The organism is Bradyrhizobium sp. 191, assembly GCF_023100985.1.
Taxonomy (GTDB): Bacteria; Pseudomonadota; Alphaproteobacteria; order Rhizobiales; family Xanthobacteraceae; genus Bradyrhizobium; species Bradyrhizobium diversitatis.
Window position 1 is genome coordinate 1,924,647 of sequence record NZ_CP064692.1, and the last position, 23,128, is coordinate 1,947,774.

The 23,128-nt window shown below is 64.2% G+C and carries 21 protein-coding genes; 9 read left to right on the forward strand and 12 right to left on the reverse strand.

The features are described from left to right. Nucleotides 1-65: 65 nt before the first annotated feature. From IVB23_RS08835 to IVB23_RS08845, 3 genes are all read right to left on the reverse strand, one after another. A complete protein-coding gene (locus IVB23_RS08835) occupies nucleotides 66-1,496 on the reverse strand; it encodes a DUF1254 domain-containing protein (protein ID WP_197967118.1) in 1,431 nt (476 codons plus the stop codon). Between the two features lie 92 nt (nucleotides 1,497-1,588). Then, a complete protein-coding gene (locus tag IVB23_RS08840; protein ID WP_197488673.1) occupies nucleotides 1,589-2,200 on the reverse strand; it encodes a hypothetical protein in 612 nt (203 codons plus the stop codon). A gap of 250 nt (nucleotides 2,201-2,450) precedes the next feature. Then, complete coding sequence (locus tag IVB23_RS08845) at nucleotides 2,451-2,987, reverse strand: helix-turn-helix transcriptional regulator (RefSeq protein ID WP_247803248.1); 537 nt, start codon at nucleotides 2,985-2,987, stop codon at nucleotides 2,451-2,453. Nucleotides 2,988-3,116: 129 nt separating this feature from the next. Here IVB23_RS08845 and IVB23_RS08850 point away from each other — a divergent pair, with 129 nt between their 5' ends. Beyond that, a complete protein-coding gene (locus tag IVB23_RS08850) occupies nucleotides 3,117-4,118 on the forward strand; it encodes a helix-turn-helix transcriptional regulator (protein WP_197967116.1) in 1,002 nt (333 codons plus the stop codon). Between the two features lie 101 nt (nucleotides 4,119-4,219). Here the strand turns inward: IVB23_RS08850 and IVB23_RS08855 are convergent, their stop codons facing one another. From IVB23_RS08855 to IVB23_RS08870, 4 genes are all read right to left on the reverse strand, one after another. Continuing rightward, nucleotides 4,220-4,624, reverse strand: a complete 405-nt coding sequence (locus IVB23_RS08855) for a YccF domain-containing protein (protein ID WP_197967115.1) — start codon at nucleotides 4,622-4,624, stop codon at nucleotides 4,220-4,222. A 298-nt stretch (nucleotides 4,625-4,922) separates the two neighbouring features. Continuing rightward, on the reverse strand, nucleotides 4,923-5,732 hold the full coding sequence (locus IVB23_RS08860) for an enoyl-CoA hydratase-related protein (protein WP_247803249.1): 810 nt from the start codon (nucleotides 5,730-5,732) through the stop codon (nucleotides 4,923-4,925). A 101-nt stretch (nucleotides 5,733-5,833) separates the two neighbouring features. After that, the gene (locus IVB23_RS08865) at nucleotides 5,834-7,378 is read right to left on the reverse strand and encodes an acyl-CoA synthetase (RefSeq protein ID WP_247803250.1); all 1,545 of its coding nucleotides are present in this window, start codon (nucleotides 7,376-7,378) and stop codon (nucleotides 5,834-5,836) included. A 159-nt stretch (nucleotides 7,379-7,537) separates the two neighbouring features. Further along, a complete protein-coding gene (locus IVB23_RS08870; protein ID WP_247803251.1) occupies nucleotides 7,538-8,347 on the reverse strand; it encodes a crotonase/enoyl-CoA hydratase family protein in 810 nt (269 codons plus the stop codon). A gap of 106 nt (nucleotides 8,348-8,453) precedes the next feature. Between IVB23_RS08870 and IVB23_RS08875 the strand changes: the two genes are divergently transcribed. Together IVB23_RS08875 and IVB23_RS08880 are read left to right on the forward strand one after the other, a co-directional pair. Continuing rightward, entirely contained in the window at nucleotides 8,454-9,326 is an 873-nt protein-coding gene (locus IVB23_RS08875; protein ID WP_247803252.1) for an SDR family oxidoreductase, read from the forward strand. A gap of 298 nt (nucleotides 9,327-9,624) precedes the next feature. Then, entirely contained in the window at nucleotides 9,625-11,202 is a 1,578-nt protein-coding gene (locus tag IVB23_RS08880) for a fatty acid--CoA ligase (protein ID WP_247803253.1), read from the forward strand. Between the two features lie 178 nt (nucleotides 11,203-11,380). Here the strand turns inward: IVB23_RS08880 and IVB23_RS08885 are convergent, their stop codons facing one another. Then, the gene (locus IVB23_RS08885) at nucleotides 11,381-12,655 is read right to left on the reverse strand and encodes an acyl-CoA dehydrogenase family protein (protein WP_247803254.1); all 1,275 of its coding nucleotides are present in this window, start codon (nucleotides 12,653-12,655) and stop codon (nucleotides 11,381-11,383) included. A gap of 214 nt (nucleotides 12,656-12,869) precedes the next feature. On the opposite strand from IVB23_RS08885, the gene IVB23_RS08890 reads away from it, so the two are divergent. Further along, complete coding sequence (locus tag IVB23_RS08890; RefSeq protein ID WP_247803255.1) at nucleotides 12,870-13,649, forward strand: enoyl-CoA hydratase-related protein; 780 nt, start codon at nucleotides 12,870-12,872, stop codon at nucleotides 13,647-13,649. A gap of 141 nt (nucleotides 13,650-13,790) precedes the next feature. Here the strand turns inward: IVB23_RS08890 and IVB23_RS08895 are convergent, their stop codons facing one another. Genes IVB23_RS08895 through IVB23_RS08905 form a run of 3 tightly spaced genes read right to left on the reverse strand, consistent with a single transcriptional unit; the run spans nucleotide 13,791 to nucleotide 15,943 of the window. Next, nucleotides 13,791-14,168, reverse strand: a complete 378-nt coding sequence (locus tag IVB23_RS08895) for a DUF6285 domain-containing protein (protein ID WP_061878132.1) — start codon at nucleotides 14,166-14,168, stop codon at nucleotides 13,791-13,793. 3 nt (nucleotides 14,169-14,171) lie between these two features. Next, entirely contained in the window at nucleotides 14,172-15,158 is a 987-nt protein-coding gene (locus tag IVB23_RS08900) for a phosphotransferase family protein (protein ID WP_247803256.1), read from the reverse strand. Beyond that, entirely contained in the window at nucleotides 15,155-15,943 is a 789-nt protein-coding gene (locus tag IVB23_RS08905; RefSeq protein WP_061878134.1) for an enoyl-CoA hydratase/isomerase, read from the reverse strand. The genes IVB23_RS08900 and IVB23_RS08905 overlap by 4 nt, the downstream gene beginning before the upstream one ends. Nucleotides 15,944-16,132: 189 nt before the next feature. Between IVB23_RS08905 and IVB23_RS08910 the strand changes: the two genes are divergently transcribed. From IVB23_RS08910 to IVB23_RS08920, 3 genes are all read left to right on the forward strand, one after another. Further along, a complete protein-coding gene (locus tag IVB23_RS08910) occupies nucleotides 16,133-16,912 on the forward strand; it encodes an SDR family oxidoreductase (protein WP_061878135.1) in 780 nt (259 codons plus the stop codon). A gap of 132 nt (nucleotides 16,913-17,044) precedes the next feature. After that, a complete protein-coding gene (locus IVB23_RS08915) occupies nucleotides 17,045-17,425 on the forward strand; it encodes a VOC family protein (RefSeq protein WP_061878136.1) in 381 nt (126 codons plus the stop codon). 290 nt (nucleotides 17,426-17,715) lie between these two features. Further along, the gene (locus IVB23_RS08920; protein ID WP_247803257.1) at nucleotides 17,716-18,993 is read left to right on the forward strand and encodes an acyl-CoA dehydrogenase family protein; all 1,278 of its coding nucleotides are present in this window, start codon (nucleotides 17,716-17,718) and stop codon (nucleotides 18,991-18,993) included. A 59-nt stretch (nucleotides 18,994-19,052) separates the two neighbouring features. Here IVB23_RS08920 and yghU read toward each other — a convergent pair whose 3' ends face one another. Beyond that, nucleotides 19,053-19,928, reverse strand: coding sequence for a glutathione-dependent disulfide-bond oxidoreductase (gene yghU, locus IVB23_RS08925; protein WP_061878138.1), 876 nt, complete (start codon nucleotides 19,926-19,928; stop codon nucleotides 19,053-19,055). 360 nt (nucleotides 19,929-20,288) lie between these two features. On the opposite strand from yghU, the gene IVB23_RS08930 reads away from it, so the two are divergent. Together IVB23_RS08930 and IVB23_RS08935 are read left to right on the forward strand one after the other, a co-directional pair. Then, entirely contained in the window at nucleotides 20,289-21,422 is a 1,134-nt protein-coding gene (locus tag IVB23_RS08930; protein WP_247803258.1) for a nitronate monooxygenase, read from the forward strand. 116 nt (nucleotides 21,423-21,538) lie between these two features. Then, entirely contained in the window at nucleotides 21,539-23,056 is a 1,518-nt protein-coding gene (locus IVB23_RS08935) for an acetyl-CoA acetyltransferase (RefSeq protein ID WP_247803259.1), read from the forward strand. Nucleotides 23,057-23,128 lie beyond the last annotated feature (72 nt).

Here is a 23,128-nt window from a genome sequence, read left to right on the forward strand (position 1 = left end):
AGGTCATAGCCGCAGGCCGGACCAGCCGAGGTATTTGAGAGTTTGTGCCGTCGTATGCCTTCGGCTCAGGTGACCTGCTTGACCGGCGGAATCTTCCAAGATCCATTGATGATCGAGGGGTTCTTCTCGTTCGGCCAATACAGCCGCATCATCAGGACAAAATCGCCTGACGGTGCGGGAAGCCAGTTGGATTCCTTGTCCTTCCCCGGCGAGTCCTTCTGGATGTAGAGATCGGTGGAGCCGTCAGGATTCGATTTCAAATTCTGTCGCGCGCTGATCGAGTAGCGGTCGAGTGGATTGTTCACGAAGAAATAGTTCGAATCGTACATCGTGAGCGACCAGAACCCGAGCGCCGGCGGCAGCTGCCCCTTGGCAAATCGCAGCACGTATTTGTTGGCACCGTTGTATTTGCGGCCCTCAGCGTCTTTCAGCGATGTCGGATATACGGCGTCCTGCGGCCGGTTGGCGCCGAGCCCGATGGCGGTAACCAGCGCCCGCATCAGATAGTCGGTACCGTAGATGCCGGTCTTGGTGGTGAAGCCCCAGCCGTTCTCGTCCTTCATGTCCTTGTTGATCTTGAACTGAAGCATGATGCGATCGAATCCGATCTCCGGAACGCGCTTGACGAAGTCGGCCTTGAGCTTGCTTGCGTCGAAATCCTGCCCTGGCACGATTCCGATCCTCGCGAACTTGGCGAGTTGCGGCGCGTCGGCGGCCGCCGGCGGATTGTCCTTCATGAGCTTGCAGAGCAACGTGAAATAGGCCGTCGCATCCATGCGATTGACCTGATCACGAACAGCAGTCTTCATGTCGATGGAAGCATCGACCTTGCCTCCAGGCGGCGTATAGGGCTTGCCATAGGAGCTCAGCGGGACCAGCCTGCATTCGTCCTGCAGCTTGTGCACCTCGGCGTAGTCCTCGGACGTGCCGGTGCAATAGATGCGGCCGAGCAGCCACACGATGCTGGTGGGCGACTTGTATTCCTTGACGCCGGACGGCAGCGTGCCCTTCCATCCCGGGCCCGTGATGGCGTAGGTCTGCGCGCCGGTACCGGTCGTCCGCTTGCCCGGCACCTGGAACACCGTCGTCCAGCCGTCCAGCATCGGGAAGAGTGCGTAACGGCCCTTCATGTCCGGGATGCTGAGCACCCACGGTTCCTTGCCGACGTCGAAGAACGCGCTGGTGTAAAGCGTGTCGGCATTTGGTGCCGTCACGTCGCGGAAGGACGCATCTGGATACTTGCGCAGCTTGATGATCTGGCCCATCGGCGCGCGCGTGCCGACCGGCGTTGCAACGTTGGTGATGACACGGCGCGTCATCTCCATCGTCACGAGCGGATAGCCGAAGATATAGGCGTCGGTGGCAAGTGCGAACTCCTCGAGTCCCTCGCCGATGCCGAGAAGTTCGCCGAGCTCGGCGTGGCCCATTGTGCTTATCGAGGAACTAGCGAGCAGGCTCATGCCGCCGATCGTTACGTTGCGACGGGTGATATCCATGATACGAACTCCGTTGAAATGAAGAACTGGAAATCTTTCGATGCGTTGGTCGCTCAATTCACCGAGCTAAGGGGAAACCCGCTTCCCTCGTCTCAATAGCAGGGCGGATACGGGTAATAGCCGCATGCCGGCCGCGCGTAGGGGTGATAGTACGCAGCCGCGCCATATGCGGCGCCTGCATACATCGCGCCGCGGAACGCGCTACGCCGGGCAACGCCGGCGAACGACATCGGCGTGAACGGCCGCCCGATGATGTCGATGAAGAGGGCAGCGCCACCGTCGGCGCCGGCAAGATCGCCTTCCAGAGTCTGGACATGGAAGGTGAGCTTGTCGCCCTCGAGCTTCGGGTTCTTGAGGACCACGACGGCGTCCTTGACCGAACCATCCTTGCCCAGCACGGAAACGGTCGCGTTCGGAGGATTTTTGGTGAAACTATCGTCACCCGATCCCCACTCCGCGATCACGTCGGCGGTCGCCTGGTGGCCTGCGGACCGTACTGGACGGTCGGCAAATATGATCGAGCTGGGCGATACGCCGGTCAAAGTGAGTGTGTCGCCTTGCAACGTGGCGCCGCGGGAGTTGAGCACGAACAGCGACGGCACGATCTCGGGTTTGGCTGAGGCTGCTGGCGTGCCGATGGTCTTCATGGACGACGGTGCCGCCGCGTTCTGGGCGAGCGACGCACTGGCGCTGCAAAACGTCATGGCCAGGGCGAGAATTGCGATAATCCGATCTAGTCCAGCGATCCGCATGTGACGTTCACTCCTGTTTGCCGCTCGTCTTTTTCGTCGGCTGTTGCCTGCCAAAACCCAATGGTTAACGGCAGGTATTCCAAATGCCTGCATGACGCGCTTCCCGGTTCACTGACAATCGAGGCACGCTCGCACAGCGTGCAGAATGATCTCTCGATGTCGCCGCGTCTTGCCATTTCGCGCCAATCATTCCGAGGTCGAGTTAGTCATTTCGAGGTCCCGAGAAGCGCTTACCTGCCGGCTTTCGGGCAAAAGGACCGCATTTCGCGCCATTCGTCCGGTTTGACTGCTGTCGCCGATAGACGTTGGGTTGGATCTTCATCAAGCGCGCGAAGTTGCGGCTGAAGCTGCTGGCACCTGCGAAACCCAAACGCGCAGCGATGTCGGCGATGTTTTCGTCCGATTCCGCGAGCAGATGGCAGGCGGTGTCGAGCCGAACCTCCGCGACGAGCTCAGCGTAGGTGGTGCCCATCTCGGCAAGGCGGCGCTGCAGCGAGCGGGTACTGATGCCGAGCCGGTGCGCCGTTTGGGGGAGCACCGCACGGTCCTGGCGCAGCGACGCGGCGATGGCCGCTCGGACAGCGTATCGGGACGGCGTGGAGACTCGCTTCATGATGCGGCGCAAAACCTCCGCTCTTCCGACATATTCGCCAATGTTTACGCAGAAGACGCCATGACGTATGGCCATCGCGCGCCAAAATGCGACCTCGCCGACCGTTGCGAAGGGTAGCACCGGCATGATGCCGCAGCGCAGCGTGGCAAGGTTGATCTTGAACTCAGTCTAAAGTAGCATCACGAGCAAGGCGCACGGTTGCATCACCTTGGGAGGCCGGGACAGCGGAAAGCCGTGACGTCCCGGGGCACGACCATGAAGGCCATTGTCGTGGCGCGCTGCGCCTTGCTTGCCCCTTTCGTTGAGGTTTTGAACGATGTCGGGGCCCCGGCTGAACGGATGCTGAGCAGGTTCGGCCTGCCCGCACATCCCGAACAGAAGCCCAATGACTACTTCCCACTCATTCCCGCACTTCAGTTCGCAACGATTGCACAATCATCGCAGGGGATTACGGATCTTGGATTTCGGGCCGTCCAACGAATGCACTTTGGTCATATGAGTGACCAACTTCAAGCTGCGGTTCGCCACGCGCCGACCCTGTTTTCCGTCTTGGAGCAATGGTGTCAGCTTATCCAGATCGAAGACAACTTCGTCCGCTATTGGCTCGAGCGTCATGATGACCTCTTGAGGGTTTGCAACAGCATCTCCGGAACTGCCGGAACTCTGCATCTCGAGCATACGCAATGGCTGCAGAACGTGATGATGGTGTACGCCATCCGCCAGTTTGCAGGGCCGAACTGGGCGCCGGCGACCATCGCCTTTGAAGCTCGATACACGCCTGGTCCCGAGACCCAATCCCGGTGGCCCCACACCCGCTTCCTGTCGGGTCAGAAGGTTTCATGGATTGATGTGCCCATTTCAATGCTGAGCTTGCCCAATCCGGTGAAGCCCGCGGCATCAGGCCCAACGGAGCGCGAGTTTCAGCGCATCGGCACCGATGCCATAACATCGCTCAAGATGATGCTTCCATCGTACCTGGATAAGGGCCCCCCCGGCATCGCCGAGGTGGCGGAGATCGCCGGGACCAGCGTGAGAAGCCTTCAGCGCGGCCTCGCAAGCGCAGGACTGACTTACTCTCGCTTGCTCGATCAGGTCAGGTTCGAGAAAGGTGCCGACTTGCTGCGCAAGACGGACGCCAGGATAATCGATGTTGCCTTTGCCACGGGTTACACCGACCCGGCTCACTTTGCCCGTGCGTTCCGCCGCATGGCGGGCATAACGCCGCGCGAGTTTCGAGAGAATTCGCCGCGAGCCTAATGATGCGAGAGTCCCACAGGAGCGTCGATCGCCGCGAAGCTCCAAAGTCTGCTCGGCCGGAGCGCACCGGCCCCCGCGACCGACATTGACGCGTCCGCGCCTCAAGCCGGCACGATCACCTTGCCGATCGGCCAGAGCGCGATGCCCGCGAGCTTCAGGTGTGCCCAGGCGAAGGGGATGCCGATGATGGTGATCGCGAGGACCAGCGCGGTCAGGACATGGCCGAGCGCCAGCCACCAGCCGGCGAGCACGAACCAGATGATGTTGCCGATCACCCCGAGCGGGCCGGTGCCGATATCGCTCATGCCGGTGACCTCGTCGCGGCGCACCGCCCGCGAGCCGAACGGCAGCAGCGTGTAGACGGCGATGTTGAACGCCGCCCGCGCCCAGGGCAGGCCGATGATGGTGATGGCCATGATGACCGCGGCGATCACCCAGCCGAACGCCATCCAGGCGCCGCCGAAGAGGATCCAGAGCAGGTTGAGCAGGATGGAAACGGGAGCCATGGGATGATCCGGAAGTCAGTGACGCCGCTCATATAGGCACGAAATCTGTCTCTGCTAAGACAGCGTAGCCCTGATGACGCGAATATCGCATTTTGCGCGAGCTGAGCGCACGCTCGTCCTTCGAGACGACCGCTTCGCGGTCTCCTCAGGATGAGGCTAAGCAGCATTGGCGCCCGCTGGAAGTGGCGCCGCACACCAGGTCCTCATCCTGAGGGCCCGCCGACGGCGGGCGTCTCGCAGGATGGCCGCAGGCGAAATCGCTCTCACACGCGATTGCTCTGGGGCTACGGACAACCGGCTACCGTCCCTCGAATTTCGGCTCGCGCTTCTCCATGAAGGCCTTCATGCCCTCGGCCATGTCCTCCGTTCTGAACAACGGCAGGAGCTGCAGATAGACGTGGTGGACGTGATCGGAGAAGTTTTCGTTGAGGCCCATCCGCATCATGCGCTTGGAGGCCTGCACCGCCAGCGGCGCATTGGCGGCGATTTCGCGCGCGATGGCCATCGCGCGGCCCATCAGTTCGGCGTCCGGCACGACCTCGTTGGCGAGGCCCCATTCCAGGCATTCGCGCGCACTCAGCGTACGGCCCGTGAAGATCAGCTCTGACGCCTTGGCCCAGCCGAGCATGCGCGGCAACAGCCAGGTGCCGCCGGACTCCGGCACCACGCCGCGCTTGACGAAGGCTGCGGCGAGCTTTGCCGACTCGACCATGATGCGGATGTCGCAGCCGAGCGCGGTGTCCATGCCGTAACCAGCCGCGCCGCCGTTGACCGCGCAGATGGTGGGCTTGTCCATCGCATGCAGGACCGTGGGCGGCGTGTTGCGGAGGTTGATCGTGGTCGGGGAGGACGCCGCGCTGAGGCCGTTATCGTCGCGCTCCTTGCGCAGGTCGAGGCCGGCGCAGAACGCCCTGCCCTTGCCGGTGAGGATCACGACGCGGACGTTCCTGTCCTCATTGGCCTCGGTCAACAGGCGGGCGAGATCGTTCAGCATCGGCCCGGAGATCGTGTTCATGCGCTCCGGCGCGTTCAGCATGATGGTCGCGATATGGTCGGCGACCGTGTAGAGGACTTCGCTTGTGATGTCCCCATCTGTCGTGTCGCTCATGAAAGCCCCTCGGTCTCTTAGCCCGGATGAGCGCAGCGACATCCGGGACAGTGGTTGCTGGTCGTCCCGGGTATCGCTGCGCTCACCCGGGCTACGCACCGTCAGATCTTCCGGCCCGCCTGCTCCCAATAGGGATCGCGCAGGCGGCGCTTGAAGATTTTTCCGGAATCTTCGCGCGGCAGGCCGGTGCGGATCTCGATGTGCTTGGGCACCTTGTAGTCGGCCAGATGCGCCTTCAGCGCGGCGCGGAGTCCGGCTTCATCGAGCGTGACACCGGCCTGCGGCTCGACCACCGCCATCAGCGCCTCACCGAATTCAGCGTCGGGGATGCCGAACACGGCGCAATCATGCACGCCCGGCACGGCATGCAGTACCGACTCGATCTCGGCCGGGTAGATGTTGACGCCGCCCGAGATCACCATGTCGCGCTTTCGGTCGCAGATGAAGACGTAGCCGTCCTCGTCGATGTAACCGACGTCGCCAGAGGTGATGAAGCCGTCGCGGTCGATCTCGGCGCGCTTCTCCGGCTTGTTGTGATAGGTGAAATCGGCCATCTCGGCCATGCGGGAATAGATCTCGCCGATCTCGCCGACGCCCAGCGCGCGGCCGTCCTCGCCGATGAAGCGCAGCTCGGCGCCCGGCGAAATCCTGCCGACGGTGCCGGGCTTCTTCAGCGCATCCTCGGAGGTCGCGAAGGTCACTGCGCTGGATTCGGTCGAGCCATAGAACTCGCAGATCACCGGTCCCCACCATTCGATCATGGCGCGCTTGACGTCTGCCGGGCATGGCGCCGCGGCATGAATGACGTGGCGCAGCGAGGAGACGTCGTACTGCTTGCGCGCCTTCTCCGGCAGCTTCATCAGGCGGATGAACATGGTCGGCACCATGAAGATGGTGTCGATCTTGTAGTGCTCGATCGCCTGCAGAAATTCCTCTGCCTCGAAGCGCGGCATCAGCACCAGCACCCCGCCGAGCTTGCCGGCACGGATGCCGAACGAGTTCGGCGCGGAATGATAGAGCGGCCCCGGCAGCAGCGCGCGGGCGCCGGGCTTGAGCCCGTAGATCATCGCGCGCATGCGCTCGCCGGCGGCCTGCTGCTCCGGCGTCGGCGCGTTGCGGCGGACGCCCTTGGGATGGCCGGTCGTGCCTGACGTATAGATCATGTTCATCGGCTGCGGCACGACCGGGCCGTCATAGGGCGGGTGTTGCACGAGCCAGGCTTCGAAGTCGATCGCGAAGTCAGACGTCGTCAGATAAGCCGGATCGATCTTGTAATTGGACAGAATCTCTGGCGGCGTCGGCACGCTGAGCACGGTGACTCCCTCAGGGATCGCATCGCGCAAGCCGTGCAGCATGTCGGCATGGCCGATCAGCACCGACGCGCGGGAGTCCTCTAGGATATAGTTGATCTCCTCCGGCTTGAAGTGCCAGTTGATCGGCACGCCATAGGCACCGAGGCGCATCGTGGCATAGGCGGCTTCGAGGAAGGCGATGTCGTTACGCATCAGCATGCAGACGCAATCGCCTGGCTTGACGCCGAGCTTGGCGAGGCCGGAGGCGATGCGGTCGCTACGGTCTGCGACCTCGGCATGGGCACGACGGCGCTCGCCGGAGACGATGCCGAGGAAGTGGGACGTTTCGCTCATTGTTGTTTTCCGATCTTTCGTCGGGTTCGAGAATGCGGCCAAACCTACCGTCGTCATTCCGGGATGCGCCAAAGGCGCAGGCCCGGAATCCATACTCCCGATCGTGGTTATGGATTCCGGGCTCGATGCTTCGTATCGCCCCGGAATGACGGCGAGCTGCTAATCCGCGAATCTCGGCGCGCGCTTTTCCAGATTGGCGCGCACCGCTTCGGTTTGGTTGGCGCTGCCGATCAGCTTCTGCTGCTCGACGGACTCGGCAAGCAGCGCCGGGCCGGGATCGACCGCGAGATTGTTGAGCAGGCGCTTTGCCGCGCGGATCGCATCGGGGCTCTTCCCTGCGATCTCGCGCGCGACATCCAGCGCCGCAGTACGCGGGTCGTCGCAGATGCGCGTGGCGAGGCCGTAGGCCATCGCCTCCTGGGCGGAAAAGATGCGGCCGGTGTAGGTGAGATCGCGCAGGATGTCGTCGCGCACGAGGCTGGCCAGGATCGGCGTGCCGGCCATGTCAGGGACGAGGCCCCATTTGATCTCCATGATCGACATCCGCGCATCCGCTGAGAGAAAGCGCATGTCGGCACCGAGCGAGAGCTGGAAGCCGCCGCCGAAGGCGACGCCGTGCACGGCGGCGATCACAGGCACCGGAAGCTGGCGCCAGCCCCACACCGCAGCTTGCGGAAAGTTCGCCTGGCCGTGCGTGCGCTTGGTGAGATCGCGATTTTCGCCACCCGGAATTCCGTTGCCGCCCTTCTCCTTCATGGCGGCAAAACGCCCCATGTCGAGGCCGGCGCAGAAGGCGCGGCCTTCGCCCGAGAGCACGACGGCGCGCAGGCCTTTCTCCCTGGACAGCCGCTCGGTTGCGGCGACAAGGGCCTCGAACATCGCCTGGTCGAGCGCATTCATCTTGTCCGCACGCACCAGCCGCACGTCGGCGACGCCTTCCGAGATCGAGATCGAGACGCGCTCTTCCATGGACGAATTCTCCCCTGTTCTTGACCGGTTACCGCTTTACAGGACGCCGGCGGACGGATTTAGTCAATCGACCAATTAACTGACAATCCCTACGGGGGAAACAGCCATGTTCAAGGAAAATCTGCTGGCCGGCCGGCGCATTCTCGTGACCGGCGGCGGCACCGGTCTCGGCAAGTCGATGGCGGCGCGCTTCCTCCAGCTCGGCGCCGAGGTGCACATCTGCGGCCGGCGCAAGATCGTGTGCGACGAAACCGCAACCGAGCTGATGGCCGAGTATGGCGGCCGCGTCACCAGCCACGGCGTCGACATCCGCAACGCGCTCGCGGTCGAGGAGATGATCGAGACCATCTTCCGCGATGGTCCCCTCACCGACCTCATCAACAATGCGGCCGGCAACTTCATCTCGCGCACCGAGGAGCTGTCGCCGCGCGGCTTCGATGCCGTCGCCAACATCGTCATGCACGGCACGTTCTACGTGACACATGCGGTCGGCAAGCGCTGGATCGCCTTGAAACAGCCCGGCAACGTCGTCTCGATCACCACGACGTGGGTGCGCAACGGCTCCCCTTACGTGGTGCCGTCGGCGATGAGCAAGTCGGCGATCCACGCCATGACGATGTCGCTGGCGACCGAATGGGGCCGCCACGGCATCCGCCTCAACACCATCGCCCCGGGCGAGATCCCGACCGAGGGCATGAGCAAGCGCATCAAGCCCGGTGACGAGGCCGGCGCGCGCACCGAGGCGATGAACCCGATGGGCCGCGTCGGCACCATGGAGGAGCTGCAGAACGTCGCGGTGTTCCTGATCTCCGGCGGCTGCGACTGGATCAACGGCGAGACCATCGCCATGGACGGCGCGCAGGCCCTCGCCATGGGCGGCAATTTCTATCAGCTGCGCGACTGGAGCGACGACGACTGGAAGACCGCGCGCGAGAGCATCATGGCGCAGAACGAGAAGGACCGGGCGAAGCGGGGGTGATGGTGTTTCACGAAAGCGGCGGCGTGTAAGGGGCTGACACTTCTCCCCCACCCGCACCTGTCGTCCCTGCGAAAGCAGGGACCCATAACCACAGGGAGCAGTGTGGTGCGAGACAGGTAACTCCGAGTCTTCGCAAAATCTCTCCCTGTGGTTATGGGTCCCGGATCTGCGCGCGCTTAGGGCGCGCTTGTCCGGGACGACAGCGGAGGTCTCCCGTGCAGCATGGCTCTCCCGTATTGTCTTCACCCGCGGATGTCGCCACACTCCCAGGCATAAGAACAAGACGTACGGGAGAAACATGTCCACACAGCCATTGGCGAATCTCGCCGACATGGTGCGCGAGCGCGCGAAGAGCCGCAGCAACGCCATCGCCTATGAATTCGAGGGCCGCCGCACCAGCTTTGCAGAGTTCGACATCAAGACCAACAAGGTCGCCAACGCCCTGATCGCGATGGGCGTGAAGAAGGGCGACCGCATCGCCTATCTCGGCAAGAACAGCGACCTCTATTTCGAGCTGCTGATGGGCGCAATGAAGGCCGGCGTCGTGATGGCGCCGGTGAACTGGCGGCTCGCGGGGCCCGAAGTCGCCTTCATCGTCGAAGACTGCAAAGCGCCGGTGCTGTTCGTCGGGCCGGAGTTCATCACACAGGTCCGCCAGATCAGGGACCGGCTGCCCGGCGTGCGCACCGTCATCACCACCGAAGGCGGCGCACCGGAATGGCAGGATTTTGCGGCCTGGCGCGATGCGCAGAGTGGCGACGACCCGAAGGTGCCGATCGGCACCAGGGACATCGCGATCCAGCTCTACACCTCGGGCACGACAGGCAAGCCGAAGGGCGCGATGCTGAGCCATGCGAACTTCCTCAACCTGGTGCAGACCGGCAATGCCGAGGACAAGCCCGAGTGGAACCGGTGGTCGACCGACGACGTGTCGCTGGTCGCGATGCCGGTCTTCCACATCGGCGGCTCCGGCTGGGGCGTGATGGGTCTCTATCACGGTGCCCGCGGCGTGATCGCGCGCGAATTCGATCCGACCAAGGTGCTGGATTTCTTCGAGCAATCGGGCATCACGAAGCTGTTCATGGTGCCGGCGGCGATGCAGTTCGTGGTGCGGCAGCCGCGCGCCAGGACGGTGGACTTCTCGCGGCTGAAATACATGCTGTATGGCGCCTCGCCGATTCCGGCGGCGCTGCTGAAGGAGTGCATCGACGTCTTCAAATGCGGCTTCGTGCAGATGTACGGCATGACCGAGACGACAGGAACGATCGTGGCACTGCCGCCGGAGGATCACGTCGAGGGGCTGGAGCGGATGCGCTCGGCGGGCAAGGCGCTGCCGGGCGTCGAGATCGCGATCCTGGACGCGGACGGCAAGCCGCTGCCGCCGCGCCAGGTCGGCGAGATCGCGACGCGCTCGGGCTCGAACATGGCGGGCTACTGGAACCTGCCTGAAGCGACCGCCGCGACGCTGCGCAGCGACGGCTGGCTGCGCACCGGCGATGCCGGCTACATGGACGAGGACGGCTATCTCTACATTCACGACCGCATCAAGGACATGATCATCTCCGGCGGCGAGAACATCTACCCGGCCGAGGTCGAGAGCGCGCTGTGCGATCATCCTGATGTTGCCGAGGCCGCCGTGATCGGTGTGCCCGACGACAAATGGGGCGAGGCGGTGAAGGCGGTGGTGGTGATGAAACCGGGCAAGCAGGCGAGCGCCACCGACATCATCAACTTCACCCGCGAGCGCATCGCCGGCTACAAGACCCCGAAGAGCGTGGAGTTCCTGCCGGCACTGCCGCGCAATCCCTCAGGCAAGATCCTGCGGCGGCAATTGCGCGAGCCCTATTGGGCGGAGAAGGATCGAAGGGTGAATTGAACCGCGGTCTATCCATTTCGTCATCCCGGGGCGCGCGCAGCGCGAGCCCGGGACCCATATCCACAGGGTAGAGTTTGGCGACGACACGGAATTGCTTTCCGGCGCCACACTTCTCCCTGGGGTTATGGGTCCCCGCCTTCGCGGGGACGACTCGGGAGAGATAACGCGCGGTAACGACTCAATGCTTCCCCGGCCCCATATAGCCGAACAGGAACCCCGCAACCTTGCGCATCTGGATCTCCTCGCTGCCTTCGGTGATGCGATATCTCCGGTGGTGGCGGTAGATGTGCTCGAACGGCTTGTGGCGTGAGTAGCCCATGCCGCCGTGGACCTGCATGGCACGATCGGCGGATTCGCAAGCGAGGCGGTTTGCCCAGTAGTTGCACATGGAGACGCGGTCGGAGAGCGTACGCTCGATCTGCTCCTCGGTGAGCTGGTCCATCTCCCAGGCGGTCTTGCGGATCAGAAGGCGCAGCATCTCAGCTTGCGTCGCGAGCTCGACCAGTGGGAACTGGATCGCCTGGTTCTCGGCGAGCGCCCTGCCGAACGGTTTTCGCTCACGCGCGTATTTGACGCTCTCGTTGATGCAGTAGACCGCAGCGCCCAGCGAGCTCGCCGCCTGGCGGATCCGATTCTGGTGCACGAAGCACTGCGCCAGCGACAGGCCGCGGCCGACTTCGCCGAACAGCGCATCTTCCGGCACGAAGACGTCGGTGAAGCTGACGCGGGGATGATCGGTCGGCATGTTGAAGGTCCACATATATTCTTCGACCTTCACGCCATGGCTCTTCGCGGGCACCAGGAAGCAGGTGATGCCGCGGGCATCGCCGTCATTGCCGCTTGTCCGCGCGAACAGCGCGCAGTGCGTGGCGACGTGCATGCCGGTGGTCCACATCTTCTCGCCGTTGATGATCCAGCCCTTGACGTTGTCGCGGGTCGCGGGCACCGCGCGCGTCTCCATGTGGGTGGCATCCGAGCCGTGATGCGGCTCGGTCAGGCCGAACGTGATGCGGTACTTGCCCCTGATCGAGCCGTCGATCATCGCCTTCTGGTCGTCGCGGCCGTAGCGGTCGAGCATGGTAACGACGGGGAAGTTGCCGACGATGGAATGCTCGTTCTGGAGGTCGTTGTGCAGGCCGAGGCCCTTGGCCGCGAAGTGCTCGCGGATCACGGCCATCCAGAGGTTGGAGCCGTCCTTGCCGCCATATTGCTTCGGTACCGGAAAACGCAGATGGCCGGCAGCGTCGGCGAGATCCTTGGCCTTGCGCAACAGCGCTTCCCATTCGTGGCGCGGCAGGCCGCCATTCTCGAAATCGGTGCGTGCCCATTCACGGCGGTGGTCGAAGAAGCGGATGTTGTCGTCGGCCTCCTCCAGCGGCTTGATCTCGCGTTCGATGAAACGTTCGAGTTCTCCGAGATAGGCGACGAGATCGGCAGGCAATGAGAAATCCAAAGCTTCTCTCCCGGATTGATTTTGTCGTTTTGCGTTAAGGCGCTAGGCGCACTCATGTTTCGCATGATTAAGGTGAGAAGAGCGCGTGCAAGTCAAGCAAGCCGAGGCGTGTGGCGCGCGCAAGGCGCACCAGCGCAATTCGATGGTGCTCCGCCGCCAGCGCGCGGTAGTATGACGACAAATATTCCTTCACGAGAAAATGCGGGAGCGCGCGATGGAGCTGAAATTCTCAAAGGTGGAACGCAACGGGCCGATCACGATCGTCACGCTGTCGCGGCCCGAGGTCTACAACGCGCTGCACACCGATGCGCATTTCGAGCTTCAGAAGGTGTTCGACGATTTCTCAGGGGATCCCGAGCAGTGGATCGCGATCGTCACCGGCGCCGGCGACAAGGCGTTCTGCGCCGGCAACGATCTGAAGTGGCAGGCGGCCGGCGGCAAGCGCGGCTGGGACAAGGGCGGCTTTGCCGGCCTCACCTCCCGCTTCGACTGCGACAAGCCGATCATCGCCGCCGTGAACGGCGTCGCCATGGGCGGCGGCTTCGAGATCGCGCTCGCCTGCGACCTCATCATCGCTTCGGAGAACGCCACCTTCGCCCTGCCCGAGCCGCGCGTTGGCCTGGCCGCACTCGCCGGCGGCCTGCACCGGCTGCCACGCCAGATCGGGCTGAAGCGCGCCATGGGCATGATCCTCACCGCGCGCCATGTCAGCGCCAAGGAAGGCCTCGAGCTCGGCTTCGTCAACGAGGTGGTGCCGCAGGGCGAGGCGCTCGCGGGCGCGCTGCGCTGGGCCGAGATGATCGCCAAGAATTCGCCGATGTCGATCCGGGCCTCGAAGCAGGCGATCCAGAAGGGGCTTGGCGTGTCGCTGGAGCAGGCGATTGAGGAGCAGCGCGAGTATTCGGCGGTGAAGGCGATGGTCGCCTCGCAGGACTACATCGAGGGCCCGAAGGCGTTCTCGGAGAAGCGGCCGCCGAAATGGGTGGGGAGGTGACCGCGTTTCTCTCCGCTCGTCATTCCGGGGCGCGCCGACAGGCGCGAGCCCGGAATCCATTAGGCGGCAGAACGCGCAGATGAATGGATTCCGGGTTCGTCGCTGTGCGACGCCCCGGAATGACGGCGGATGGAGCGTCGTTTACCCGCCCCGCTCCAGCTCCCGCTTGTAGGACGCATAGTTCGGCTGATCGACGGCGAGCTTGTCCATCGTGGTCGCCCACAGGTGCTCGGCGAGGCCCGGGGTTGCGAGATCGATTTCTCCCTTGGCGATCCGCTCGGCGAGTGCGCGGTTCAGCTCCATGACCGAGCCGTCCTCGCCGAGCAGCGCGCGCAAGCGCTCGACCTCGTTGGCATCACTCCCCTCCTCCCGCGTCAGCTGTCGCGTGACGAGATCGAGGATGTTGATGGCGACGCGCAGCTTGAAGGCCTGATGGCCCGAGATCAGCGGCGCGATGTCGTTGCGGAGGAAATCGGCGACCGCTTTCGTCAGCTCGATCGGTGTCGGTTCGTCCTGCATGCGTCAGCTCCCGCGCGGCACCAAGAGCCGCAACAGATCGATCTCGGTCTCGGAGGCCCGGCGGCCGATCATGGCCCGCTCCATCGAATGGTCGGGCCCCTGGCGGAATCGCTGCATCATGCCGCCGCACATGATGCCCCAGCGCAGCGTGCCCATCACTTCCCAGAATTTCACGCGCGCCGGATCGACTTTTCGGCCCGCCGCCTCGTAGCCGGCGAACAGCTCCTGGCGTGTTCCAAAACCGCCGACCGGCTTGTCGATCTCCCCGAAGCGCCAGGAGTTGACGCAGACCCAGCCGAGATCCTCCATGGGGTCGCCGAGATGGGCGAGCTCCCAGTCGAGCACGGCACGGACGCCGTCGGCGCCGATGATGAGATTGCCGTTGCGGAAATCGCCATGCACCAGCGTGGTCTCGGCCGCGGGACCGGGATCGTGGTCACGCAGCCAGCGCAGCGCCAGCTCGAACACGGGCTTGGGCCAGTTCAGGCTGCGATAGTCGCGCTCGAATTCGGCGATCTCCTGGGTCGCGCCCCGGCTGCGCAGTTCGGGCAGCCTGTTCCGCGGCAGCCTGTGAAGGGCCGCAAGAATGCCGCCGATCTGCCGCGCCAGAAGCGGCCGCGCCGTGGCGTATTCGTCGTCGCGCAGGATCTTGCGCGCGATGGTCTCGCCCTCGACCCGCTGCATGATGAAGCCGGTGCCGAGATCGTCTTCCGGCACCAGCACATGCATCACGCGCGGTGACGGCACACCGCCCTCGTAGGCGAGCTGCATCAGCTGCGCTTCCGCGGCAAGACCCGCCGCACGCGTCGGTGCTGCGCCATAGCCCTTCGGTGAGCGACGGAGGATCGCGCCGATCGGTCCATCAGGATGCACGATATCGAAGCGCCAGGTTTCCTGGCTGGCGCCGCCCGACAGCTTGGCCGCTCCAGTGACGCCGCTCGCCCCGCTGCACCAGCGCGCGACGCTGCGGGAGAGTTCGGCCTCGATCATTTGCCCTTGAACTGCGCGGGACGCTTCTCGAGAAACGCGCCGACGCCCTCGCGAAAATCCTGGGTGTCGCCAGCGCGGAGCTGGCACTGGAACTCGAGATTGAGCTGATCCTCGAAGGAATTTTCTGGGCTGTCCCAATAGAGCTTGCGGATCAGGGAGAGGGCGACGGTCGGGCCGCTAGCGAGATCGCGCGCGAGCTTCATCGCCTCTTCCATCAGTACGCCGTCGTCGTAGACGCGATTGACGAGGCCCCATTCCAGCGCCTTCTCGGCCGGCAGCCGCTCCCCCATCAGCGACAATTCGATCGAGCGCGCCCGCCCGACGAGGCGCGGCAGGAGCCAGGTCGAGCCGCAATCCGGCACGAGGCCGATGCGGCGGAAGGCTTGCAGGAAATAGGACGAGCGCGCGCACAGGATCATGTCGCCGAGCAGCGCGAAGCTCATGCCGGCGCCGGCGGCGGGACCATTGACCGCGGTGACGATCGGGCAGTGCAGATTGCGGATGCGGCGCAGGAAAGGGTGGAAGCCGGTTTCCAGCGTCAGGCCGGCCTTGGTCTTCTTCGACTGGTTGTTGCGGCCCTGGAGATTCGCACCGGTGCAGAACGCGCGGCCCGCGCCGGTCAGCACCACGCAGCGTACCTCGTCCTTCTTCTCCTCGATCGCATCGAGCGCCTCGGAAAGGCCGCCCAGCATGTCCACGGAGACCGCGTTCATCACCTCCTGATGGTCGAGCTTGAGGATCGCGACCGCGCCATCGAAATCGAGCGTGACGTGTTTGAACTGCATGGTTTCCTCGTCGGTTGCGGCCTGCGTCAGTTTCGCAGACCGGAATTACTTTTGCCGGGGCGCATATTTGATTTTTGTCGCGACCTTGTCCATGGTGATCGCAGCATGGCAAGCAATCTTGTGCGCAGCGGCTGATGCTGCGGCATGCCAGGATGACTTGCTGAGAACTTGCCAATAGCAGGGAACGCCATGAACCTCTTCGACCTTACCGGCCGCGTCGCCGTGATCACCGGCGGCAATGGCGGCATCGGGCTCGGCATCGCCCAGGCGCTCGCCGCCCAGGGCTGCAACGTCTCGATCTGGGGCCGCAATGCGGACAAGAACAAGGCTGCGGCCGCCAGCATGGCCGGCCTTGCCGGCAAGGTCGAGACCCGCGTCTGCGACGTCACCGATCCCGCGTCGGTGAATTCCGCGATGAAGGCGACACTCGATGCGTTTGGCCGGGTCGACGGCTGCTTCGCCAATGCCGGCATCGGCGGCGGCGGCCGGCGCTCCTTCATCGAGCGCACCGAGGAGGAATGGCGCACGATGTTCGCGACGAATCTGGACGGCGTGTTTCACGCCTTCCAGGCCGCCGCGAAGCACATGACGGATCGCGCCAATGCCGGCGATCCCTTCGGCCGCCTCGTCGCGACTTCGAGTCTCGCCTCGATCTTCGGCACGGCACGCAACGAGCATTATGCCGCGACGAAGGCGGCGATCAACGCGCTGGTGCGCGCGCTCGGCGTCGAGCTGGCGCGCCACGGCGTCACCGCCAATGCGATCCTGCCAGGATGGATCAAGAGCGACATGACGGCGGGGCTCATGGCCAACGACAAGTTCGTCGCCAACGTCATGCCGCGCATTCCGATGCGGCGCTTCGGCGAAGCATCCGATTTCGGCGGCATCGCGGTGTATCTGATGAGCAAGGCGTCGTCGTATCACACCGCTGATACCTTCGTGATCGACGGCGGCTATACGGCGTTTTGAGATTTCGCAGGGTGGGCAAAGGCGCTCTTGCGCCGTGCCCACCATGAGCATTTTTCGGATGTCGTGGTGGGCACGCTGCGCTTTGCCCACCCTACGGCACCTCGTCTTGTGAGCGCAGAAGGGAATGGGCAAATGTTCTCGCACGTCATGATCGGCACCAACGACCTGGACAAGGCAAAGGCGTTCTACGACCAACTGCTCGGCACGCTCGAAGTGCGGCCGGCCAGGGTCGACGGCCATCGCATCTTCTACATCACCAAAACCGGCGTGTTCTCGGTGTCGAAGCCGATCAACGGCGAACCGGCGACCTGCGCGAATGGCGGCACGATCGGCTTTGCCTGCAATTCCCCGGAGCAGGTCGACGCGTGGCACGCGGCTGGTATCGCAGCCGGCGCAAAATCCATCGAGGATCCGCCCGGCATTCGCCAGGGCCCCGGCGGCAATCTCTATCTGGCTTACTTGCGCGACCTCGACGGCAACAAGATCTGCGCCATGCATCGGATGGCGAGCTAGCCACATCCACCGCTGTCATTCGCCGCGAAGGCGGGGAATCCACTACGCCGCGGCTTCTCGATTCAATCATCGCTGTCTCGGAGTACTGGATCGCCCGCCTGCGCGGGCGATGACTGCGGAGAGTGTGGCGCGGGCGTGCCCAGCGCGCCCCTCCATTCAAACAACATTTCAAACGCCCTCACGAAATTCCATCGCATGGCATGGTGCGCGTGAAAAATGCGCGCTCGCGCTTTGGCTGCGCTGCGACTATTCTCCGGCCCAATGCGATCTCAGTGACCCCGGGAGGAACAATGACAAAACACGCCTACATTCCCCGTACCACCAACTACACCCTCAATCCCGGCGACGAGCTCAACGACCTCAGGATGTCGGAGCAGGTCCGGCCGCTCTATGACCACGTCAAGAAGTTCATCCGCGACACCGTCGAGCCGATGTCGATCGAGTTCGCCAAGGCGGGAGAAGGCAAGCAGGACCGCTGGAGCTTCACGCCGAAGCAGCTCGAGGTGCTGGAGAAGGCCAAGAACAAGGCGAAGCAGGAAGGTCTCTGGAACTTCTTCCTGCCCGATGACGAGACCGGCCAGGGCCTGAAGAATCTCGACTACGCCTATATCGCGGCCGAGCTCGGCAAGAGCCCGCTGGCCTCCGAGACCATGAACTGCTCGGCGCCCGACACCGGCAACATGGAGGTGCTGGAGCGCGTCGGCACCAAGGAGCAGAAGGAGAAGTGGCTCAAGCCGCTGCTCAACGGCGAGATCCGCTCGGCCTATGTCATGACCGAGCCGAACGTCGCCTCCTCCGATGCCAAGAACATCTCGACCACCGCGAAACTCGTCGGCGACGAATGGGTGATCAACGGCGAGAAGTACTACATCTCGGGTCTCGGCGATCCCCGCTGCAAGATCCTCATCGTCATGGTGAAGACCAACCCGGATGCAGCGCCGAGCAAGCAGCAATCGCAGATCCTGGTGCCGCGCGACACGCCCGGCGTCGAGGTGCTCGGGCCCATGCACGTGTTCGGCCAGGACCACGCCCCGCGCGGCCACATGCACATGCGCTTCAACAACGTCCGCGTGCCGAAGGAGAACATCCTGCTCGGCGAAGGCCGCGGCTTCGAGATCTCGCAGCTCCGCCTTGGCCCTGGCCGCATCCATCACTGCATGCGCACCATCGGCAAGGCCGAGAAGTCGCTCGACCTGATGGTGCAGCGCGGCCTCACGCGCGAGGCCTTCGGCAAGAAGATCGCCCATCTCGGCGGCAACATGCAGATCATCGCGCAGGCGCGCTGCGAGATCGAGGCGATGCGGCTGATGGTGCTGAAGGCCGCCAAGGCGATGGACGTGCTCGGCAACAAGGAAGCACGCGTCTGGGTCTCCATGGTCAAGGCCATGGTGCCGGAGCGCGCCTGCAAGATCATCGACCAGGCCATCCAGATGCACGGCGCAACCGGCATTTCGCACTGGACCCCGCTCGCGGAGATGTACCAGGACGTGCGGCATCTGCGCTTCGCCGACGGTCCGGACGAGGTGCACTGGATGGTGGTGGGACGCCACGAGCTGAGCATGGCGTGATCGTCTTCTTCCCCTTCTCCCCGCTTGCGGGGAGAAGGTCCAGAGAGGCGAGAACCGCCCTACGTTGCCGCCTCGAGCTTGTCCTGCGTCCTGGTCTCGAAATCGCTCGCGTCGTGGCGTTCGTGGAGCTGGCTGGCGGGATCGCCGGAGATGCGGTTGACCATGCGGCCGCGCTTCACGGCTGGACGCTTGGCGATCTGGTCGGTCCAGCGCTGCACGTTCTTGTAGTCCTGCACCGAAAGGAATTCGCCGGCGCCATAGACCAGCCCCTTGGCGAGCGCGCCGTACCACGGCCACACCGCGATGTCGGCGATGGTGTATTCCTTGCCCGCGAGATATTCGTTGTCGGCGAGGCGGCGGTCGAGCACGTCGAGCTGGCGTTTGACTTCCATCGCGAAACGATCGATGGCGTATTCGATCTTGAACGGCGCGTACGCATAGAAGTGTCCGAAGCCGCCGCCGAGATACGGCGCGCTGCCCATCTGCCAGAACAGCCAGGACATCGCCTCGGTGCGTGTCTTGATGTCCTTCGGCAGGAAGGCGCCGAACTTCTCGGCCAAGTAGAACAGGATCGAGCCGGACTCGAACACGCGGATCGGCTCCGGACCGGAGCGATCCATCAGCGCCGGGATTTTCGAGTTCGGATTGATATCGACGAAGCCGCTGCCGAACTGATCGCCGTTGCCGATCTTGATCAGCCAGGCGTCGTATTCAGCGCCCTTGTGGCCGAGCGCCAAGAGTTCCTCCAGCATCACGGTGACCTTGACCCCGTTCGGCGTCGCCAGCGAATAGAGCTGCAAGGGGTGCTTGCCGACCGGCAGCTCCTTCTCGTGAGTGGGCCCGGCGATCGGGCGGTTGATGCTGGCGAATTGCCCGCCGTTCTCCTTGTTCCAGGTCCAGACTTTGGGCGGCACGTAGGCGGGGGCGTCGGTCATGCGGGGCTCCGGGAAAAAGGATGCGTCTGCATTAATTAGCCCGCGATCGGCCGATGGCAAGCCCTCCTAGACGCATTGCCGGGCGGGGCATCTCACCGTTTCGTCATGGCAAGCTCCCTCCCCGTCATTCTGGGGCGCCCGCAGGGCGAGCCCGGAATCCATTGGGCCGCAAGGATGCTCGGAGACGTGGATTCCGGGTTCTCGCTGACGCGAGCCCCGGAATGTCAGCCTCTAGACGGCAGGCCGCAACGCCTGCACACAAGATGCCTCGCAGAATTCGGCATGTCATCGTGAGCGACGATCGGCTAGCGTCAGTTCGCTTGGCGAGCGAAAGCAACGCGAAAGCCGTCGGGAGGGATCATGAAATCGCCGATTTGCGACATGCTGGGGGTTGAGTTCCCGCTGCTCGCCTTCAGCCATTGCCGCGACGTCGTTGCCGCCGTCAGCCGCGCCGGCGGCTTTGGCGTGCTGGGCGCGACCGTGCATACGCCTGAGACGCTCGAGCGTGAGCTGACGTGGATCGATGCGCATGTCGACGGCAAGCCCTACGGCATCGACGTGCTGATCCCCGAGAACATCTCGACCGCGGGCGAGAAGGACGTCACCTGGAAGAGCCTGGAAGCGCGGGTGCCGCAAGAGCATCGCAACTATACGCGCGATCTCCTGAAGAAGTACGACATCGAACTCACCACCACGGAGGTCGCGGATGACCAGCCGCAGCCGTTCGACGCCAAGACCGCGCTTGAGCTGCTCGAAGTCTCTTTTCGTCATCCGATCCGCTTGATCGCCAACGCGCTGGGCGTGCCGCCGACGGCGATGATCGAGATGGGCAGGAAATACGGCGTCCCCGTTGCGGCACTGGTCGGCGCCAAGGAGCACGCGCTGCGTCAGGTCGCAGCCGGCGTCGACATCCTCGTGGTGCAGGGCACCGAGGCCGGCGGCCATTGCGGCGAGGTCTCGACCATGGTGCTGGTGCCGGAGGTGATCAAGGCAATCAAGAAGATCCGCGACGTGCCGGTGCTGGCGGCCGGCGGCATCATGACGGGACGGCAGATGGCCGCCTGCATGGCGATGGGCGCGGCCGGCGCCTGGACCGGCTCGGTGTGGCTTGCGACGGTGGAGGCCGAGACGACGGAGATCTTTCGCGAGAAGATGATCGCGGCCTCCTCGCGCGACGCTGTGCGCTCGAAGGGCCGCACCGGCAAGCCGGCCCGGCAACTCCGCTCGGTCTGGACCGATGCCTGGGATCGCTCGCCGGAAAGCCCCGGCGCGCTGCCAATGCCGCTGCAAAGCATCATCAGCCGCGACGCCTTCAACTCCATCGACCGCGCGGCGGCGAGTGGGAATGCGAAAGCTCGCGATCTCGTGAGTTATTTCGTCGGCCAGGGTGTCGGCCTGGTCGACAGCGTCAAGTCGGCAGGCGCCGTGGTGCAGGAATTCAAGGAAGATTTTGCCGAGGCCGTCGAGCACATGAATGCGCTGGTGGCGGAGTAACAATCCCACCCGTCATTGCGAGCGCAGCGAAGCAATCCAGACTGCCTCCGCGGAAAGATTCTGGATTGCTTCGCTGCGCTCGCAATGACGAAACAACTGACATCGTGAATTGAAGCATGACAGACAAGAACAAGAATCCCGAAGACCGCATTCCCGTCATCGTCGGCGTCGGCGAGATCGTCGACCGCCCGAAAGCGATCACCGAGGGTCTCGAGCCGCTCGACCTGCTCGAACAGGCGCTGCGGCGCGCCGAGGCCGATGCGGGCGCAAAACTGCTCGGCGAGGTGCAGTCGCTCGACGTCGTCAACTTCCTGAGCTGGCGCTATCGCGATCCGGAGCAGCTTCTGGCGCAACGGCTCGGGATCGCGCCCACGCATTGCTATTACGGCCCGGTCGGCGGCGAGAGCCCGATCCGCTACATCCACGAGGCGGCAAAGCGCATCGCGCGCGGCGAGTGCAGCGTCGCGGCAGTCTGCGGGGCGGAGGCGCAGTCGAGCGCGACCAAGGCAGAGCGCGCCTGCGCGAAGCTGCCATGGACCCCGTTCGCGCATGACGTCGAGGAGCCCAAACGCGGCGCGGCGTTCCAGAAGCCGCTAGCGGTCAAGCTCGGCGTGTTCCGTCCCGTCACGGTCTATCCGTTCTACGAGGCGGCCTCCTCCGCGCATTGGGGCCAGACGCCGCGCGAGGCGATGGCGGAGTCCGGTGTGCTGTGGTCGCGCTATTCGGAAGCGGCCGCGCAGAATCCGAATGCCTGGCTGAAGCGGCGCTATGCGCCCGAGGAGATCACGACGCCGACTGCCGACAACCGCCTGATCGCATGGCCCTACAACAAGCTCATGGTTGCCAACCCGAGCGTCAATATGGGCGGCGCGCTGCTGCTCACCAGCCTTGCCAAGGCGCGCACCGCGGGGATTCCCGAGGACAGGCTGGTCTACCCGCTCGGCGGCGCCTCGGCGGAGGAGCCGCGCGACTATCTGCTGCGCGACCAATTTTACGAGAGCCATCCGCAGAACGCGGTGCTGAACGCCGTGATGGACCTCGCCGGCGGCGACGGCAGAAAGTTCGACGCGATCGAGCTCTATAGCTGCTTCCCCTGCGTGCCCAAGATGGCGCGGCGGACACTTGGCCTGGGCGCGGACGTGCAGCCGACCGTGACCGGCGGGCTCACCTTCTTCGGGGCGCCGCTCAACACCTACATGACGCATGCAGCCTGTGCGATGGTGCGGCGCCTGCGCCGCGGCGCCGAGCTCGGCCTGCTCTACGGCCAGGGCGGCTTCGTCACCAAGCATCATGCCTTGGTGGTGTCGAAGACCCCGCCGCGCGAGGCGCTGGTACAGGAGACGAGCGTGCAAACGGAGGCTGACCGCAACAAGCGCGCGGTGCCGGAGTTCGTCACCGAGGCCGGAGGCAAAGGCAAGGTCGAGAGCTTTACGGTGCTCTATGGCCGCAGCGGCGATGTCGAGCACGGCGTGGTGATGCTGCGCACGGATGACGACCGCCGCACGCTGGCGCGGATTCCGGCGACCGACGGCGCGACGCTCGCGCATCTGCTCGACATGGATCGCACGCCGGTCGGCTCAATCGGCGAGATCGCGATGGCGGCGGATGGCGTGCCGGAGTGGCGGGTGGCGTGATCTCGCTCTCGTGTCCCGGACGCGGTGCGGCATGTAATGCCGCTCCGCAGAGCCGGGACTCAAAAAGGCAGC